This window comes from Anaeromyxobacter oryzae, assembly GCF_023169945.1.
GTDB lineage: Bacteria > Myxococcota > Myxococcia > Myxococcales > Anaeromyxobacteraceae > Anaeromyxobacter > Anaeromyxobacter oryzae.
This window is the reverse complement of record NZ_AP025591.1, coordinates 5,580,619-5,595,987: the sequence shown is the minus strand read 5'-3', so window position 1 is coordinate 5,595,987 and position 15,369 is coordinate 5,580,619. Positions and strand designations below refer to the sequence as shown.

Genomic DNA, 15,369 nt, shown 5'->3' with positions numbered 1-15,369 from the left:
GACGAGCGATCGATCGGCCAGCCGTGCAAGAGCGCCCGCACCTCGCCCGCGGCGTCGTCGAGGACGTGGTGCGCGCGACGAGGTGGCCGACCGCGAGCCTGCGCCCCCTTTCCGTGGCGCCGCGGGTGACGTGCCGCCCGGCGACGGCGCCGCCGCGCGGCGGGCGGGCCCCCGGAGAGCGCGCGGACGCCGGACACCCCGTCCGCGGCGCCGCCGGTTCGCGCACGCCCGCGCCGGTTTTCCGGTAACCTCTCCCCGATCGCACACCCACGAGGAGCACACCATGCCGGTCAGCAAGAAGCGCAAGAAGGACGGGAAGCCGGTCCACATGACGCACGCGCCCGCGGTCCACGGCGAGGAGCACGCGCACGGTCCGGACGCGAAGCCGGAGCCGGGGCCGGTCGTGGCGCGGAAGAGCGGGAAGCCGTCGAACCCGTTCGTCGCCCAGGCGCAGTCGAAGCGCGGGGCGCAGCGCGGCCGGTAGCGCTGGTGGCGGCGACGGCCCGAGCCCGGCGCTGGTGCGTGTACCTGCTCCGGTGCCGGGACGGGTCGCTGTACGCGGGCGCCACGAACGACCTCGCCGCCCGCGTCGCCCGGCACGCGGCGGGACGCGGCGCGCGCTACACACGCTCGCGGCTTCCGGTCGTGCTCGTCTGGACGGCGACCGCCCGCGGTCGAGGCGCGGCGCTCCGGCGCGAGGCCGCCCTGAAGCGGCTCACCCGTGCGGAGAAGCTCGCGCTCGTGGCGGGCGCGGCCGGCCGCGTGTCCCGCGCCGCGGCGCCGCGACGGTAGGAGCGCGCATGGATCTCGAGCTCTCGGGGAAGGTCGCGATCGTCACCGGCGGGAGCCGCGGCATCGGCCTGGCCATCGCGAAGGCGCTCGCGCGCGAAGGCGCCCGGGTGGCGATCGGCGCCCGCGGCGCGCCCGGGCTCGCCGCGGCGCAGGCGGCGCTCGAGGCGGCCGGGCCCGGGCCCCATCTCGCCGTCGCCGCCGATCTCGGTACGGCCGAGGGCATCGAGGCGCTCGTGGGCGGCGCCGTCGGCGCACTCGGCGGCGTCGACGTGCTCGTCAACAACGTGGGCGGCTCGGGCGCGCGCACGCTCGCGGCGGCGGACGAGGCCGACTTCCGCGCGGTGCTGGAGCGGAACCTCGCGCCCGCGCTCCGCGCCAGCCTCCGCGTCCTCCCGGAGCTGCGCCGTCGCGGCGGCGGCGCCATCGTGATGGTGACGTCCATCTGGGGCCGCGAGGCGGGCGGCGGGCCGTCGTACAACGTCGCGAAGGCGGCGGAGCAGAGCCTCGCGAAGGCGCTCGGGCGGGAGCTCGCGCCCGAGAGGATCCGGGTGAACGCCGTCGCGCCCGGCTCGATCAAGTTCCCCGGCGGCGGCTGGGAGCGCCGCGAGCAGGCGGACCCGCAGGGCATCGCGGAGTTCGTCCGGCGCGAGATCCCCAGCGGCCGCTTCGGCACGCCCGAGGAGGTCGCGGACGTCGTCGCGTTCCTGTGCTCGCCGCGCGCGAGCTGGGTGACCGGAGCGTGCTGGGTCGTCGACGGCGGGCAGAGCCGGGCATTCTGACGGGGGCTGCGCCCCCGCCCCGCCGGCGAAGCCGTCGGGGCCCCACCCCTGCTACGCGGGTCCCTGGCCCGCTTCGCTCCTCGCTCCGCTCGGTGCTCGCGGGCCGTTCCCGCGGGCGCGGTTGCACCGCGCACTTTCGGAATCGCCGGTCACGACATCCGCACGATGGCCGCCGCCGCGACGGTGAAGTGGCCGGCGGCGGCGGCGATCACGAGCGCGTGGAAGACCTCGTGGTACCCGAAGACCGCGGGGTACGGGTTCGGCCGGCGGCGCGCGTACACGAACGCGCCGGCGGTGTACGCGAGCCCGCCGAGCGCGAGGAGCAGCACGTACTGCGCCCCGAGCGTCTTCCACAGCGGCGGGAACAGCGACACGCCGAGCCACCCGACGAGCACGTGCAGCGCCACGCCGACCTTCTTGGGCGCGCGGACCCAGAGTGTCACCTTCAGGACCCCGAGGAGTGCGCCCCCCCAGACCAGCGTGAGGGAGCGCGACCGGACCGGGTCCGGCAGCAGCAGCGCGAGCGGGGTGCAGGTGCCCGCGATCAGGAGGTAGATGGCGCTGTGATCCAGGGCGCGGATGACCCGGCGCGCCCGGCGCGACCACTCGCGGCGGTGGTAGAGCGCGCTCACGAAGAAGAGCGTGAACAGGGAGCCGCCGTACACCATCGCGGCGACACGGGCGCGATCGGAGCGCGCGATCGTCACGAGGGCGATCCACGCGACCAGGGCCGCCGCCGCGGCGAACGCGTGGCTCACGCCGCGCAGGCGCGGGCGCGGCGGCGCGGCCAGGCGCCGCGCTCCGGACGGAGGTGACTTCCCGGGAGAGGTCCTGAAGGTGTCGGTCACCACGCCCTTCACGGTGCGCATCGATGCGCGGCCGGCGTCGCCCCGGCGTGGGATCTCTTGGGGGCGACATCCCGCCCGTGTCGCGCCACGCCCGGTATCGCTCCCAGCGTGGGGCGCGCGGTCCGGCGCGCGCCGGGCAGTGCACAGCTTGTCGCGGAGGACGAGGAGGGCGGGCGATGGCGGAACGAGCGGACTTCAGCGCACGGTGGATCGCGAAGCGGGCCGTGAAGGCCGCGCTCGCAGGAGCACTCACCGCGGCGGGGATCCATCACGCGGTGCGCCTCGTCCGGCGCCGGCAGGCCGGGGGCTCGCGGGTGCTCATCCTCTCCTATCACCGCGTCACCCCGGACTTCGCGGCGACGGCCCGGGAGTCGCTCGCCAGCCTGCTCGTCTCGACGGACACCCTCCGCCGGCAGCTCGAGCTGGTGGGGCGCCGGAACGACATCGTCTCCCTCGAGGAGGCGCGCCGCGTGCTCGCGGAGCCCCCCGGCCGGCGCCGCCGGCGCGACGTCGTGGCGGTGACGCTCGACGACGGCTACGCCGACAACGCCGAGCACGCGCTGCCGATCCTCGCGGCGCTGAAGGTCCCCGCGACGGTCTTCATCCCCACCGGCTACATCGGCACGGAGCGGCGCCTACCTCACGACCGGCTCCACGCGGCCCTCACCGAGCTCGGGCGCCGGGGCGTCCCGTTCGAGCGCGCCGGCCTCCCCTCGCCCGTGCAGGCCCTGCTCACGGCCTGCGCGGAGAGCGGGCCCGCCGCGACGCTCGACCGGCTCATCTCGCGGCTCCCGCACGACCGGCTCGTCGCGCTCGCCGACGCGCTGGAGGCCCGGCTCGGGAGGACGGAGCGCGATCTCCCCGCCGGCACGCGGCTCATGACCTGGGACGAGGTCCGCGCGCTCGACGCCGCGGGCATCGACGTGGGCGGCCACACGGTCAACCACGCCGTGCTCTCGAACCTGCCGCTCGCGGAGGCCAGGCGGGAGCTCGGGGCGTGCCGCGATCACGTCCTGGAGCACCTCGGGAAGCCGCCGCGGCACTTCGCGTACCCGAACGGCTACTACACGCCCGCGGTCCAGAGGGAGGTCGGCGCGGCGGGGTTCGAGGCGGCGGTCACGATCGAGGACGAGGAGAACCGGCGCGGCCAGCCGGCCTACGGCCTCAAGCGGAAGGTGCTCTGGGAGAACTCGACGCTCGGCCCCGTGAGCTGGAGCGGCGTCGTCGCCACGTGCAACGTGGAGGGCGTCTTCGCCTCGCTGGGCCTCGCGCGCCCCGTGCCCGGCGTCCGGCCGGACCCGCTGCCGGAGCCGGGCGTCCGGACCGCGCCGGAGGCCGACGCGGGACACCGGGCGGCGAGCTGACCGGGAGCACCGGGGCGACACGACCATGCGCATCGCGCTCGTCGGGAACTGGCCGAGGCCGTACGGAGGGGTGGCGGTCCACGTCGCCGCCCTCGCGCGCGCCGCGCGGGCCCGCGGCGTCGACGTCACCGTCCTCGACATCGGCCGGGGCGACCACGCGGCCGGGTTCGTCCGGCCGGCCCGCGGCCCCGTCCGCTACGCGACGGCGCTCTCGGGGGCCGCCGCGGAGGGCCGGCTGCTTCACGTCCACACGAACGGCGCGAACGTGAAGAGCTGGGTGGTGGCGCTCGCGGCGGGGCGGGCCCGGAGGCCGGGCGCGCCGCGCGCCGTGCTCACGCTGCACTCCGGCTCCGCGCCCGCGTTCCTCCGGCGGAGCGCGGCGAACCGGGCGCTCGCGGTCGCGGCCTGCGCGGGCTTCGGCACGATCGTGGCGGTGAACGAGGAGATCGCGGCGCTCGTGGCGGCCGCGGGCGTGCCCCGCCGGAAGGTGACGATCCTCGCCCCGTTCTCGCCGCTCCTCCTCGAGGCGCGCGCCGCCCCCCCGGCGCTCGCGGCCTTCCGGGCCGCGCACGGTCCGCTCGTCGCCGCGGCGCTCTCGCCCGGCCCGATCTACGGCGCGGACCTGCTCCTGCCCGCCTTCGAGGCGCTCCGCGCGCGCGTCCCCTCCGCCGGCCTGGTGGTGTTCGGCGAGGGGACCGGCGGGCACGCGTTCCGGCGCCCCGGCGTCCTCGGGCTCGGCGAGATCGACCACGGCGCGGCGCTGGCGGTCATGGAGGCCGCGGAGGTCTTCGCGCGGCCGACCCGGGCCGACGGGGACGCGGTGAGCGTGCGCGAGGCCCTCGCGCTCGGCTGCCGCGTCGTCGCGAGCACGGTGGGCCACCGGCCCGACGGCTGCCTGCTGTTCCCGGCCGGGGACCGGAGCGCGCTGGCGGCGCGCCTCGCCGATGCCGTCGCGGCGCCGCGCCCCGCGCGCGCCCCGCTGGCGGGCGCGCTCGATCCCTTCGACGCCCTGTTCGCGATCTACCGCGCGCACCACGCGCGCGCGTCCGCGGCCGCCGCCGCGCGCTCCGAGGACGTCGCGCCGTGAGCGCGTGACCCGCCTATGCGCTGGCCTCGTCCGCGGCGCGTGGCGATCTCGAAGGGGCGAGCGGCGTCCGGCGCGGGGCCGGGGGAAGGGACGATGAGGAACGGGAGCGGGAGCGGGCCGCGGGGGGCACCGGCGACGCCGGCGCAGGACGCCGCCGGTCCGCGCGTGGCGGTGGTCGGCTGCGGCCAGATCGCGGACGCGCACATCACCCAGGCGCGCCGCGCCGGCGCCGTCGTGGCCGCCGTCTGCGACGCGAGCTCGCACATGGCGGAGCAGGCGGCCGCGCGCCACGGCGTACCGACCTGGTTCACGGAGCTCGACGCCCTGCTCGAGGAGGCGCGGCCCGACGTCGTCCACGTGACCACGCCGCCGGCGAGCCACCTGGCCCTGGCGCGGCGGGCGCTCGCGGCCGGCGCCCACGTGTACGTCGAGAAGCCGATGACGGTCGACGCCCGCGAGGCGGACGAGCTCGCGGAGGCGGCCCGCGCATCAGGACGCCTCGTCTGCGTCGGCCACAACCTCGTGTTCGATCCGGTGGTGCGACGGCTCCGCGCCCTCCTCCAGGCCGGCGCTCTCGGCGAGGTCGTCCACGTCGACGCGATGATGGGCTACAACCTCGCCGGCCCGTTCGGCGCGGTGCTGATGTCGGACCCGGACCACTGGATCCACCGCCTCCCCGGCGGGCTCGCGCAGAACAACCTCTCCCACCCGCTCTCCCTGGTGCTCCCGTTGCTCGGCGGCGGCGTCCCGGAGGTGCGCGCGACGGGGCAGCGCCTCCGCTCCCAGCGCTTCGGCGACGCTCGCGATCTGTTCCACGACGAGCTGCGGATCCTGCTCGAGGGGGCGCGCGCGACGGCGGCGATCCACTTCTCCTGCCGCGCCCGGCCGGTGCAGCTCGCGCTGTCGGTGTACGGCACGGAGCGCGCCGCGTTCGTCTCGCTCGACGCCCGCACGCTCCGCGTCGTCGACGGCTCCTCGATGCCCGGACCGTTCCAGAAGGTGGACTGGGCGCGGCGCGACGCCGTCGCCGCCGGCCGCGAGCTGCTCCGGCGCGCCGCCGACCTCCTGTCCGCGCGGCTCCACTACTTCGAGGGCATGAAGGAGCTGTTCGAGGCCTTCTACGCGGCGGCGCGCGGCGCCGGCGAGCCTCCCATCCCGCTCGGAGAGGCGCGGGTCGTGGCGCAGGTCATGGACCGGATCTTCGCGGAGTGCGGGCGCGCGACGGGCGCGCCGGCGCGGGAGGCGCGCGCATGAGGGTGATCACCGGAGCGGCCGGCTTCCTCGGCCGGGAGCTGGTCCGGGCGCTGGCGCGCCAGGGCGCGGAGCGGGTCCGCTGCCTCGTGCGGCCCGGCACCTCGCCCGACCGGCTCGCCCTCGCCGACGCGGCGGCGTCCGGCACGCAGCTCGAGATCGTCCCGTGCCGGCTCGAGGACCCGGCGGCGCTGCGCGCTGCGCTCCGCGGCGCGCGCATCGTGTACCACGCCGCGGCGGGCAAGAAGGGCGCGCCCGCCTCCCTCGTCCAGGCGACGGTCGTGGCGTCCGAGCACGTCTACCGCGCCGCGATCGCCGAGGACGTGCACCGGCTGGTGCTCGTGTCCTCCTTCGGCACCATGGGCGTCGCGGAGCTGCGGCGCGGCGCCGTCGTCGACGAGGACGTCCCGCTCGAGCGCCGGCCGGAGGCGCGGGATCCGTACTCCTTCGCGAAGCACCGCCAGGAGGCGCTCGCGTGGCGCTACGCGCGCGAGGAGGGCCTCCCCCTCGCCGTCGTCCGGCCCGGCTTCATCTTCGGCCCGGGGCAGGACATCCTCGGGAGCCGCATCGGCCTCCGGCTGTTCGGCCTCTTCCTGCACCTCGGCGGCCGCAACCAGGTCCCGCTCACGTTCGTCGAGAACTGCGCCGACGCGGTGGCCCTCGCGGGCACCGCGGCGGGAGCGGAGGGCCGCGCCCTCAACCTCGTCGACGACGACCTGCCCACGAGCGCGGAGCTTCTCCGGCGCTACACGCACGAGGTCGAGCGGCTGCGCGTCGTCCCGGTCCCGTACCGCGCGCTGCGGCTCCTGTCGCGGCTCAACGCCTGGTACAGCGACCGCACCGACGGCCACCTCCCCGCCGTCTTCACGCCGTACAAGGTCGACTCGCTCTGGAAGCCGCAGCGCTACTCGAACGCTCGCGCGAAGGCGGTGCTCGGGTGGCGCCCGCGGGTCGGGATGGCGGAGGCCCTAGATCGGACGTTCGCGGCGCTCGCCCTCGCGCCGCAGCCCGGCGTCGACGTCGCGCCGGCGCGGCTCCCGTGGCGGGGCGGCACGCCGGCCGCCCGCGAGGCGGAGGCGCACGCGTGACCGGGCCGCGCAAGATCCTGGTGTTCCAGAACCGGTTCCTCATCGGCGGCCAGGAGCGCCAGACGGTCCTGAACGTCCGGACGATGGACCGCGAGCGCTTCCAGCCGCTCGTGGCCGTCCTGAAGCTCGAGGGCGAGCACCTCGCGGACCTCGCGGCGGCGGGCGTGCGCCCGTTCCTCGTGGACGTCGGCACGCGGATGCTCCGGCCGAACACGGCCTGGCAGATCCGGAAGCTCGCGCAGCGCATCCGGGCCGAGCGGATCGCGCTCGTGCACGCGCAGGACATCTACACGAACGTGCTCGGGACGGTCGCCGCCCGGCTGGCCGGCGTCCCCGTCATCGTCACGCGGGTCGACCTCGGTCACCACATCGTCGGCTACCGGCGCCCGCTGACGCGCCTCGCCTCGCTGCAGGCGGACCGGGTCCTCGTGAACGCGCTCTGCATCCGCGATCTCGTGATCCGCGAGGGGGTCGATCCGGACCGCGTGGCGGTGGTGCGGAACGGGGTCGATCTCGCCGCGATCGAGCGCGTCGTGGCGGAGGCGGACTCCCCCGACCTGCCCCGCGGCCCGCTCGTCACGTGCGTGGCGACGATGCACCATCCGGTGAAGGGTCAGATCGAGCTGCTCGCCGCCTTCCGCGAGGTCCTGCGCGAGCGGCCGGACGCGCGGCTCGCGCTCGTGGGCGACGGGGTCCGGCGCCCGCTCCTCGAGAGGCTCGCGGGACAGCTCGGGATCGCCTCGCGCGTGCACTTCCTCGGGTTCCGGCTCGACGCGCCGGCGGTCCTGGCGCGGTCCGCGCTCGCGGTGTCCGCGAGCCACGCGGAGGGCATCTCGAACGCGATCCTGGAGGCGATGGCCATCCGGCTCCCCGTGGTCGCCACCGCGGTCGGCGGGACGCCGGAGATCGTGCGGGACGGCGTGAACGGCTGGCTCGTGCCACCCGGCGCGCCGGGGGCGCTCGCCCGCCGGATCGCGGACGCGCTCGCCGCCTCCCCCGCCGTGCGGCGGCGAATGGGCGAGCGGGGCCGGAAGATCGTCGAGGACGAGTTCGACGTCCGCCAGATGCGGATCGGTTACGACGCGCTGTACGACGACCTCACCGGCTGGGAGCTGCCGCGGCTCGTGGCCGGGATGGGCGCGGGCGCGTAGCGCAGATCACGCGTTCGCGGCGGCGTCGAGCCGGCATGCGCTCACCGCCACGGGCCGGAGCGACGCCTGCTGGAGCGCCACGAAGGCAGCGCGGCACAGGTCCTCGGTCCGATCGGTCGGCGCCGCGAGGGCGGACGCCGGGAACACGCGGCTCGCGGTGAGCCCCTGCGACGGATCCTCGAGCGCGGCGAGCCCGAGCTGCGCGAGGACCGTGAACGCCGCGCGGTAGCTCTGCGCGCCGGCGCCGTGGAGCGCGAACCGAACGATCGTGCCCATCGAGTTCCAGATGCGTGGCCTCCGCCTTACGCGGTAGTGCCCACGACGGGGAGAACCGGCGCGACCCACCCCGGCGAGGTGCGGCCCGGTGCGCGCCGGCGCGCACGAGCGTACGTCTCGCTCGCTGAACCGTTGCCGTAGCCGTAGCCGTTACCGTTACCGTTGCCGTTACCGTCCCCGTTCACCGTGACCCGCCTCCCGTGGCCCGTGGCCCGTGCCCCTGACTCGCCACCGCCCCTGTCCGTCGGCGAAACGCGAGCGGCCCCCCTCACCCCGGCCCTTGTATGTCGGGGAGAGTCATGGGAAACCGCTTGGCTGCACGGCAGATCGATCGGCCCTTGGTGGCGAACACCGCGGGAGAGCATGAGATCGCCGTGCAGCCATCTCACTCCCGAGCCCGAACGGTTGCCAGAGCCAAGAGCTCGAATCCTGCAAGGACGGGCCGACGGAGTGGTCAACCGGGACGGGTGCTCATGGGCGAAGCGTTCGTCGGCATCGACGTGTCGAAGGCGCGGCTCGACGTGGCGGTGCGGCCTTCTGGCGAAGTGTGGGCGGTCACGAACGACGAGGCGGGCTTCGCGACGCTCGTCGAGAGGCTGAAGCCGCTCGAGCCGAAGCTCGTGATCGTCGAGGCGACGGGCGGGTACCAGGCGCCGCTCGTGGCAGCGCTCACGGTGGCTGGCATCGCCGTGGCGGTCGTGAACCCGCGCCAGGTGCGGGACTTCGGTCGCGCCACGGGCCAGCTCGCCAAGACCGACGTGCTCGACGCCGAGGTGATCGCGCGGTTCGGCGAGGCCCTCAGGCCAGAGCCGCGGCCGATGCCCGACGAGGAAACGCAGGCGCTGCAGGCGGTCGTGCTCCGGCGCCGGCAGCTCGTCGACATGATCACTGCGGAGTCGAACCGCCTCGCGACCGCGCTCCCGGTCGTTCGTGGCGACATCGAGGAGCACATCACCTGGCTGCGCCGGCGCCTGAAGGACGTCGACGACGACCTGTACGGCTCGATCAAGAAGAGTCCGCTCTGGCGTGTGAAGGAGCAGATCCTGCGCTCTGCGCCCGGGATCGGCCGCGTGAGCACCTGCGCCCTCGTCGCCCAGGTCCCCGAGCTCGGACGCCTCAACGGTCGCAAGATCTCGGCGCTCGTCGGGGTCGCGCCATTCAACCGGGACAGCGGCACACTCCGCGGAAGGCGCGCGATCTGGGGCGGGCGCGGAGCCGTGCGCCACACGCTCTACATGGCCACGCTCACCGCGATCCGGTGCAGTCCGACGATCCGGGCCTTCTACGACCGCCTCCTCGCGGCCGGAAAGCCGGCAAAGGTCGCCCACGTCGCCTGCATGCGGAAGCTGCTCGTTCGCCTGAACGCGATGATGCGCGACGGCGCGCCCTGGACGGAGGACGCGCCAGTCACCGTTGCGGCTTGACGTTCAACACGGTTGCTCTCCCCCCGCTTCGCTTCGCTGCGCGGAGGGAGAGGGAGGACATCTCCATCACTCCGACGTGGTTCGTGCCCCTGCCCGTGAACGTGCCGGCTTGTCGTGCCCGTCACCCGCGCCCCGTTACCGTTACCGTTACCGTTACCGTTACCGTTACCGTTACCGTTGCCGTTACCGTCCCCGTTCACCGTGACCCGTGGCCCGTGGCCCCTGACCCGCCACCGCCCCTGTCCGTCGGCGAAACGCGAGCGGCCCCCCTCACCCCGGCCCTCTCCCCCCGCTTCGCTTCGCTGCGCGGAGGGAGAGGGAGGACATCTCCATCGTCCGACGTGGTTCGTGCCCGTGCCCGTGAACGTGCCCGGCTTCTCGTACCCGTCACCCGCGCCCCGCGTCCCGTGACCGGCACCCGTGCCCGTCTCCGCCGACGGCCCCTCACCCCGCCACTGCCCGTCTCCGCGGGCGGCCCCCCTCACCCCGCCACTGCCCGTCTCCGCCGGCGGCCCTCACCCCGCCACTGCCCGTCTCCGCCGGCGCCCCCTCACCCCGCCACTGCCCGTCTCCGCCGGCGCCCCCTCACCCCGCCACTGCCCGTCTCCGCCGGCGCAGCCCCCCTCACCCCACCCCTGCCCGTCTCCGCCCGCGAACGCCTTTCCCCCGCGGCCGTGGCGTGGACGCCGCCCGCGGGCGCTGCGACACTCTCCCCCGATGGACGCCGCCCGGGAATCCCACGAGCTCGCCCTCCTCCTCGCCGGCCGGTGCCGGCGCTGTGCGGAGCGGGTGCCCGGAGGGACCGCGCTCCGCGGAGCGCCGTGCCCGCGCTGCGCGGCGCCGACCGCCCGGACCGAGGAAGACCGCCTGGCGGTCGCGACGCTGCTCGCGGCGCGCACGCGCGTGCACCTCGACGCAGCCATCATCGTCGTGCTCGGGGCGACGTTCGCGACGAGCTTCTTCCCGGTCGCGGCGTCGCTCGTCCTCGCCGCAGGCTTCCTGTGGGTCGGCGCGAAGGTGGTCCGGCCCGCGCTCCGGCTCCTCTCGCCCCGGCGGCGCGTCGTCTCCGCCTGGACCATCCGGCTGGCGGGCGGCGCGTGGTTCGCCGCGTCCGCGCTGGTGATGGAGGTGCTGACGCTGGTCCCGGCGTTCGGCTCCATCGGGAAGGCGGCGATCTCCGCGGCCCAGCTCGCGATCGCCGGCGTCTTCGCGCGCGGCTACCTCGCGTCCCAGGCGCGGCGCGAGGCGAACGGCCTCCCGGTCCGGACCGGCGAGTGGGTCGCGGTGGCCGGGGCCGGGCTCGCGCTCGTCCTCTTCCTCGCCCTCGCCTTCCTCGCCGTCGCCTGGGTGCTCGCGAAGATCGCCGGCCTCGCAGCCGCGCTCCGGTAGGAGGACCTCCTGGACCCGACGCCCATCCTCCGGCTCCTCGGCCTCGGCGCGGCCTCCGGCACCCGCGGCGCGCTCACGCTTCTCGGCGTCGGCCTCACAGCACGGCTCCTCGACCTGCCGCTCGGCGCGGGGTGGACCTTCCTCGAGCGCCCCGCCGTCCTCGGCGCCCTGGCGGCGCTCGCGCTCGCGGAGGCCATCCTCGAGCGCGACGACGACCTGCAGGATCTCGCCGCGCTCGCGCTCGCCGGCGTCCGCGCGGCGAGCGGCGGCGTCGCCGCGGCCGCGAGCGCCGACCGGCTGCCCCCGTGGCTCGCCGGCGCGCTCGGCGTCGCGCTGGCGCTCGGCACGGACCTGGCCCGCCGCCGCCTCCACGCCGCGCTGAAGCTCGTCCGGACGGAGGTCGCCGATCCGCGCCGCTGGCTCGTGCGCCTCGAGAACGGCGGCGCGCTCGGCGTCGCGGTCGCCGCGCTCGCGGCGCCCGTCGTCGCGCTCGGCGCCGTCGTGGTCGCGGCGACCGTCGCGGTCGCGGTGAATCGGGCCGCTCATGCGGCCGAGGCGTTGCGCCGGCGGCCGTGTCCGGCGTGCGGCGCGGCGATCCGGGTGGAGGCGTCCGGGTGCCCGCGGTGCGGGGCGAACGTCCCGGTGGAGCGAAGGATCGGGGGCGGCGCGGGTGGGGTCCTGCGGGGGCGGTGAGCCTCACGCCACCACCCCCGGCGCGCGCGGGAGCGTGAAGGCGAACGTCGTGTGCTCGCCGAGCTCCGACTCCACCCAGATCCGGCCCCCCTGCGACTCGACGAGCCCCTTCGCGATGTAGAGGCCGAGGCCGAGCCCAGGGGCCCTCCCGGTGCGTGCCGCCCGCGTCCGGTAGTGGCGCGAGAACACGCGCCGCAGGTCGCACGCCGGGATGCCGGCGCCCGCGTTCGTCACCGAGAGAGTGATCTCGCGCCGGCCACCGCGCGCCTCGAGCACGATCTCGCTGCCCGGCGGTGAGTACTTGCCGGCGTTCGAGAGCAGGTTCGTGAGCACCTGCTCGACGCGGACGGGGTCGGCGACGACCGGCGGCAGCGGCCCCGGGGCGACGAGCCGGATGGTGCGATTGCCCAGGGCGTCCGCCGGCGCCCACTCGATCAGCCGGATCAGCGTGGGGCCGAGATCCATCCGCTCCGGCGAGATCGAGAGGCGCCGCGCCTCGAGCCGGGAGGCGTCGAGCAGGTCGGTCACGATCTTGTTCATCGTGCGCACGCCCGCGCGGACCGCGTGCAGGATGTGCGCCTCGTGCTCGGAGCCATGCGCGTCGGGCCCGAGCCGCTCGAGCAGCGCGGCCCCCATGTCCACGGTGGCGAGCGGCGTCCTGAGCTCGTGCGCGACGAGCGGGATGAGCCCGTCGTTCAGGTGCTCGATGTCGTCGCGGCGGTGCTCGGCGGTCGTGCGGACGAACACCTCCGAGAGGAGGAGCCCTGCGGCGGCGATCGACGCTGCCCGGAAGATCTCGACCGGGACGTGAGTCACTGCCGTGAACGAGGCGAGATTCACGATCCTGGCGACGCCGACGTTCGAGGCGGGGACGACGACGCCCGTGAACAGGCCGTACGCCGCGACCGCGACGATGGCGGCGGCGACGTAGCGCCCGGACGGCCACTCCGTCGTCCGGATGCGACGTCGCAGGCGGTCCAGGCCGACGAGCGCCGCGGCGCAGGCAGGGACGCCGAGGAGGTAGCGGGTGGCCGCCTCCGCCGTCGCGGTAGCGGGTGGATCGAGGGGCCCACCGCGGCGGTGGAGCGCGAGCGCTCCCCAGATCGCCCACGCGGCGAGCGCCGCTCCCGGCACGCTGGCCCCGACGAGCCGGCGCCCTGCGCGGGCTCGACCCGTCGCGAGCAGGACCCCGGACGCCCCGAGGAGCGCGAACGAGGTGGCGAGGAGCGCGAGCCGGGCGGCCGCGAGCGCCCCGAGGAAGACGCCGCGCTCGCGCTGCTCGAGGTACACCGCGAGCTGCGCCCAGTCGCCCGCCCCGTGCACGAGCGCGAACGCCGTCAACGCCCAGAGCGCGGAGATGGGCAGCGGCTCGGCCGGTGAGGCGGCGCGCGCCTGAACGCCGAGCGCGAAGCCCGTCGCGACGAAGGCGCCGCCGTACACGAGCAGCACGTACTCCAAGGCTGGTCCCCCCCGGGCCTCCTTCGTTCCTAGCGTCCGTGTCCCGCCGCCGCCCACGCATCGTCGGCGCCGGCCAGGGTCACCGGCGCGGCCCGGACAGCGGCGGCGCGGCGCCGCGATCAGGGCGCGGCGTCGATCCCCTCGACGAGCGCCGGCAGGGGCGCGCCGTCGGCGACGTGGCGCATCGAGACCGAGTTCATGCAGTACCGGAGCCCCGTCGGCGGCGGGCCGTCGGGGAAGACGTGCCCGAGGTGTCCGTCGCAGCGCGCGCAGCGGACCTCCGAGCGCCGCATCCCGTGGGAGCGGTCCTCGACCGTCGTCACCGCGTCCGGCGACACCGGGCGCGTGAAGGACGGCCACCCCGTGCCGGACTCGAACTTCTCGCCGGAGCGGAACAGCGGGTTCCCGCAGGCCGCGCAGACGTACGTGCCCGCATCGTGGGTCCCGACGAAGCAGCCGGTCCACGGGCGCTCCGTCCCGTGGCCGCGCAGGACCTCGTACTCCTCCGGGGTGAGGCGGCGCCGCCACTCGGCGTCGGACAGGTGGATCTTGCCGGACATGGTGCCTCCTGACCGCCCGCCCGGCGCTCTCGCCGGGCCGCCGCTTTCATGTAGTGTGGACCCCCGGAGACGCGCATGACCGACCTCGTCCTGACCCTCATCGGCCCCGACCGCCCCGGCATCGTCGAGGCGCTCGCCGAGCCCATCGCGGCCCACGGCGGCAACTGGCTCGAGAGCCGGATGGCGCACCTGGCCGGGAAGTTCGCCGGCATCCTCCGCATCGAGGTGCCCCCGTCGAACGTGACGGCGCTCGTCCAGGCGCTCGACGCGCTCGAGCAGCGCGGCCTGCGCGTGGTGGTGGAGCCGAGCACCCCGGCGGCCGCCGAGGCGCCGCGGCGGATCATGGAGCTCGACCTCGTGGGCCTCGACCGGCCCGGCATCGTCCGGGAGATCTCGCGGACGCTCGTGGCCCACGGCGTGAACATCGAGGAGCTGGTCACGGACCGGACGACCGCCCCGATGACCGCGGAGCCGCTGTTCCGCGCGCGGGCGCGCGTCCAGCTCCCCGCCAGCGCGGACGTCGCGTCGCTCCGCGGCCGCCTCGAGCGGCTCGCCGGCGATCTCATGGTCGAGGTGAAGCTCGTCGAGCCCGAGGCCTGACCGGCGTCGCCGCCGGGGCGGCGGCGGTCCGCGCCCTCTTCCCCGGCGCCGTCACGGCGCGGCCGCGGCCGGGCGGCGCGAGCTCCCGCGCCATCTCCACCACCGTCTCCCGGAACCCGAGCCCGGCGAACACCCGCCGCGCCCGCTCGTTCCGCGCCGCCACGTGGAGCACGACCCTCGGCGCGCCCCGCTCGGCCAGCTTCTCGACGAGCACCTCGACGAGGCGCGCGCCGAGCCCGGCCCGGCGGGCCGCCGGCTCGACCCAGAGGTCGACGCCCACGCCGCTCCGCTCGCGGAGGGTGTTCCAGTCCCGCGGCTCGATCCGGCCGTAGGCATACCCGACGATCCGGCCCCGCCGCTCCGCCGCGAGCACGACCGCGCGCCGGCTCGCCCGCTCCTTCCCGAGCCACCACGCGTAGGCGGGCTCGATGGGCTCGTCCGGCAGGAAGAAGCGGTCGGGGTCGAGGTCGTGGTGCAGGCGCGCGAGCCGCGCGCCGAGCCGCGCGAGCGCGGGGAGATCGTCCGGGCGCGCCTCGCGGATCGTCGCGGCGGCGCGCGCGGTGCGGGGCCGGGCGGGAGCCATCCCGGCAGCTTCGCCCGGGGCGGGCC

At 76.1% G+C, this 15,369-nt stretch carries 17 protein-coding genes; 12 read left to right on the top strand and 5 right to left on the bottom strand.

Going from position 1 to position 15,369, the window contains the following annotated elements:
* Positions 1-283: 283 nt before the first annotated feature.
* The 3 genes from AMOR_RS24370 to AMOR_RS24360 are packed head-to-tail and all read left to right on the top strand — an operon-like array spanning position 284 to position 1,571.
* Positions 284-484, top strand: a complete 201-nt coding sequence (locus AMOR_RS24370) for a hypothetical protein (RefSeq protein ID WP_248355038.1) — start codon at positions 284-286, stop codon at positions 482-484.
* A gap of 5 nt (positions 485-489) precedes the next feature.
* On the top strand, positions 490-792 hold the full coding sequence (locus AMOR_RS24365) for a GIY-YIG nuclease family protein (RefSeq protein ID WP_248355036.1): 303 nt from the start codon (positions 490-492) through the stop codon (positions 790-792).
* Between the two features lie 8 nt (positions 793-800).
* Positions 801-1,571 (top strand): SDR family NAD(P)-dependent oxidoreductase, encoded by a 771-nt coding sequence (locus AMOR_RS24360; protein ID WP_248355034.1) that lies wholly within the window; start codon positions 801-803, stop codon positions 1,569-1,571.
* Between the two features lie 149 nt (positions 1,572-1,720).
* Here the strand turns inward: AMOR_RS24360 and trhA are convergent, their stop codons facing one another.
* On the bottom strand, positions 1,721-2,440 hold the full coding sequence (gene trhA, locus AMOR_RS24355; RefSeq protein ID WP_248355032.1) for a PAQR family membrane homeostasis protein TrhA: 720 nt from the start codon (positions 2,438-2,440) through the stop codon (positions 1,721-1,723).
* Between the two features lie 155 nt (positions 2,441-2,595).
* Between trhA and AMOR_RS24350 the strand changes: the two genes are divergently transcribed.
* From AMOR_RS24350 to AMOR_RS24330, 5 genes are all read left to right on the top strand, one after another.
* The gene (locus AMOR_RS24350) at positions 2,596-3,783 is read left to right on the top strand and encodes a polysaccharide deacetylase family protein (RefSeq protein ID WP_248355030.1); all 1,188 of its coding nucleotides are present in this window, start codon (positions 2,596-2,598) and stop codon (positions 3,781-3,783) included.
* A 25-nt stretch (positions 3,784-3,808) separates the two neighbouring features.
* Positions 3,809-4,870, top strand: coding sequence for a glycosyltransferase (locus tag AMOR_RS24345; RefSeq protein ID WP_248355028.1), 1,062 nt, complete (start codon positions 3,809-3,811; stop codon positions 4,868-4,870).
* 93 nt (positions 4,871-4,963) lie between these two features.
* Positions 4,964-6,124, top strand: a complete 1,161-nt coding sequence (locus AMOR_RS24340; RefSeq protein WP_248355026.1) for a Gfo/Idh/MocA family protein — start codon at positions 4,964-4,966, stop codon at positions 6,122-6,124.
* Positions 6,121-7,209, top strand: coding sequence for an NAD-dependent epimerase/dehydratase family protein (locus AMOR_RS24335; RefSeq protein WP_248355024.1), 1,089 nt, complete (start codon positions 6,121-6,123; stop codon positions 7,207-7,209). The genes AMOR_RS24340 and AMOR_RS24335 overlap by 4 nt, the downstream gene beginning before the upstream one ends.
* Positions 7,206-8,360, top strand: coding sequence for a glycosyltransferase (locus tag AMOR_RS24330; RefSeq protein ID WP_248355022.1), 1,155 nt, complete (start codon positions 7,206-7,208; stop codon positions 8,358-8,360). The genes AMOR_RS24335 and AMOR_RS24330 overlap by 4 nt, the downstream gene beginning before the upstream one ends.
* Positions 8,361-8,366: 6 nt before the next feature.
* On the opposite strand, the gene AMOR_RS24325 is transcribed toward AMOR_RS24330, so the two are convergent.
* A complete protein-coding gene (locus AMOR_RS24325) occupies positions 8,367-8,636 on the bottom strand; it encodes a hypothetical protein (protein WP_248355020.1) in 270 nt (89 codons plus the stop codon).
* Between the two features lie 473 nt (positions 8,637-9,109).
* On the opposite strand from AMOR_RS24325, the gene AMOR_RS24320 reads away from it, so the two are divergent.
* The 3 genes from AMOR_RS24320 to AMOR_RS24310 all read left to right on the top strand — a co-directional run bounded on the left by AMOR_RS24320 (position 9,110) and on the right by AMOR_RS24310 (position 12,142).
* Positions 9,110-10,060, top strand: a complete 951-nt coding sequence (locus AMOR_RS24320) for an IS110 family RNA-guided transposase (protein ID WP_248355018.1) — start codon at positions 9,110-9,112, stop codon at positions 10,058-10,060.
* Positions 10,061-10,777: 717 nt separating this feature from the next.
* A complete protein-coding gene (locus AMOR_RS24315; RefSeq protein ID WP_248355016.1) occupies positions 10,778-11,449 on the top strand; it encodes an RING finger protein in 672 nt (223 codons plus the stop codon).
* A gap of 9 nt (positions 11,450-11,458) precedes the next feature.
* Positions 11,459-12,142, top strand: a complete 684-nt coding sequence (locus AMOR_RS24310) for a zinc ribbon domain-containing protein (RefSeq protein ID WP_318653877.1) — start codon at positions 11,459-11,461, stop codon at positions 12,140-12,142.
* Positions 12,143-12,145: 3 nt separating this feature from the next.
* Here AMOR_RS24310 and AMOR_RS24305 read toward each other — a convergent pair whose 3' ends face one another.
* The gene (locus AMOR_RS24305) at positions 12,146-13,591 is read right to left on the bottom strand and encodes a sensor histidine kinase (protein WP_248362599.1); all 1,446 of its coding nucleotides are present in this window, start codon (positions 13,589-13,591) and stop codon (positions 12,146-12,148) included.
* A 128-nt stretch (positions 13,592-13,719) separates the two neighbouring features.
* The gene (msrB, locus tag AMOR_RS24300) at positions 13,720-14,160 is read right to left on the bottom strand and encodes a peptide-methionine (R)-S-oxide reductase MsrB (RefSeq protein ID WP_248355014.1); all 441 of its coding nucleotides are present in this window, start codon (positions 14,158-14,160) and stop codon (positions 13,720-13,722) included.
* A gap of 75 nt (positions 14,161-14,235) precedes the next feature.
* Between msrB and AMOR_RS24295 the strand changes: the two genes are divergently transcribed.
* Complete coding sequence (locus AMOR_RS24295) at positions 14,236-14,760, top strand: glycine cleavage system protein R (protein WP_248355012.1); 525 nt, start codon at positions 14,236-14,238, stop codon at positions 14,758-14,760.
* Here AMOR_RS24295 and AMOR_RS24290 read toward each other — a convergent pair.
* The gene (locus AMOR_RS24290) at positions 14,723-15,343 is read right to left on the bottom strand and encodes a GNAT family N-acetyltransferase (protein WP_318653828.1); all 621 of its coding nucleotides are present in this window, start codon (positions 15,341-15,343) and stop codon (positions 14,723-14,725) included. The two genes, AMOR_RS24295 and AMOR_RS24290, sit on opposite strands and share 38 nt — an antisense overlap.
* Between the last annotated feature and the right edge of the window lie 26 nt (positions 15,344-15,369).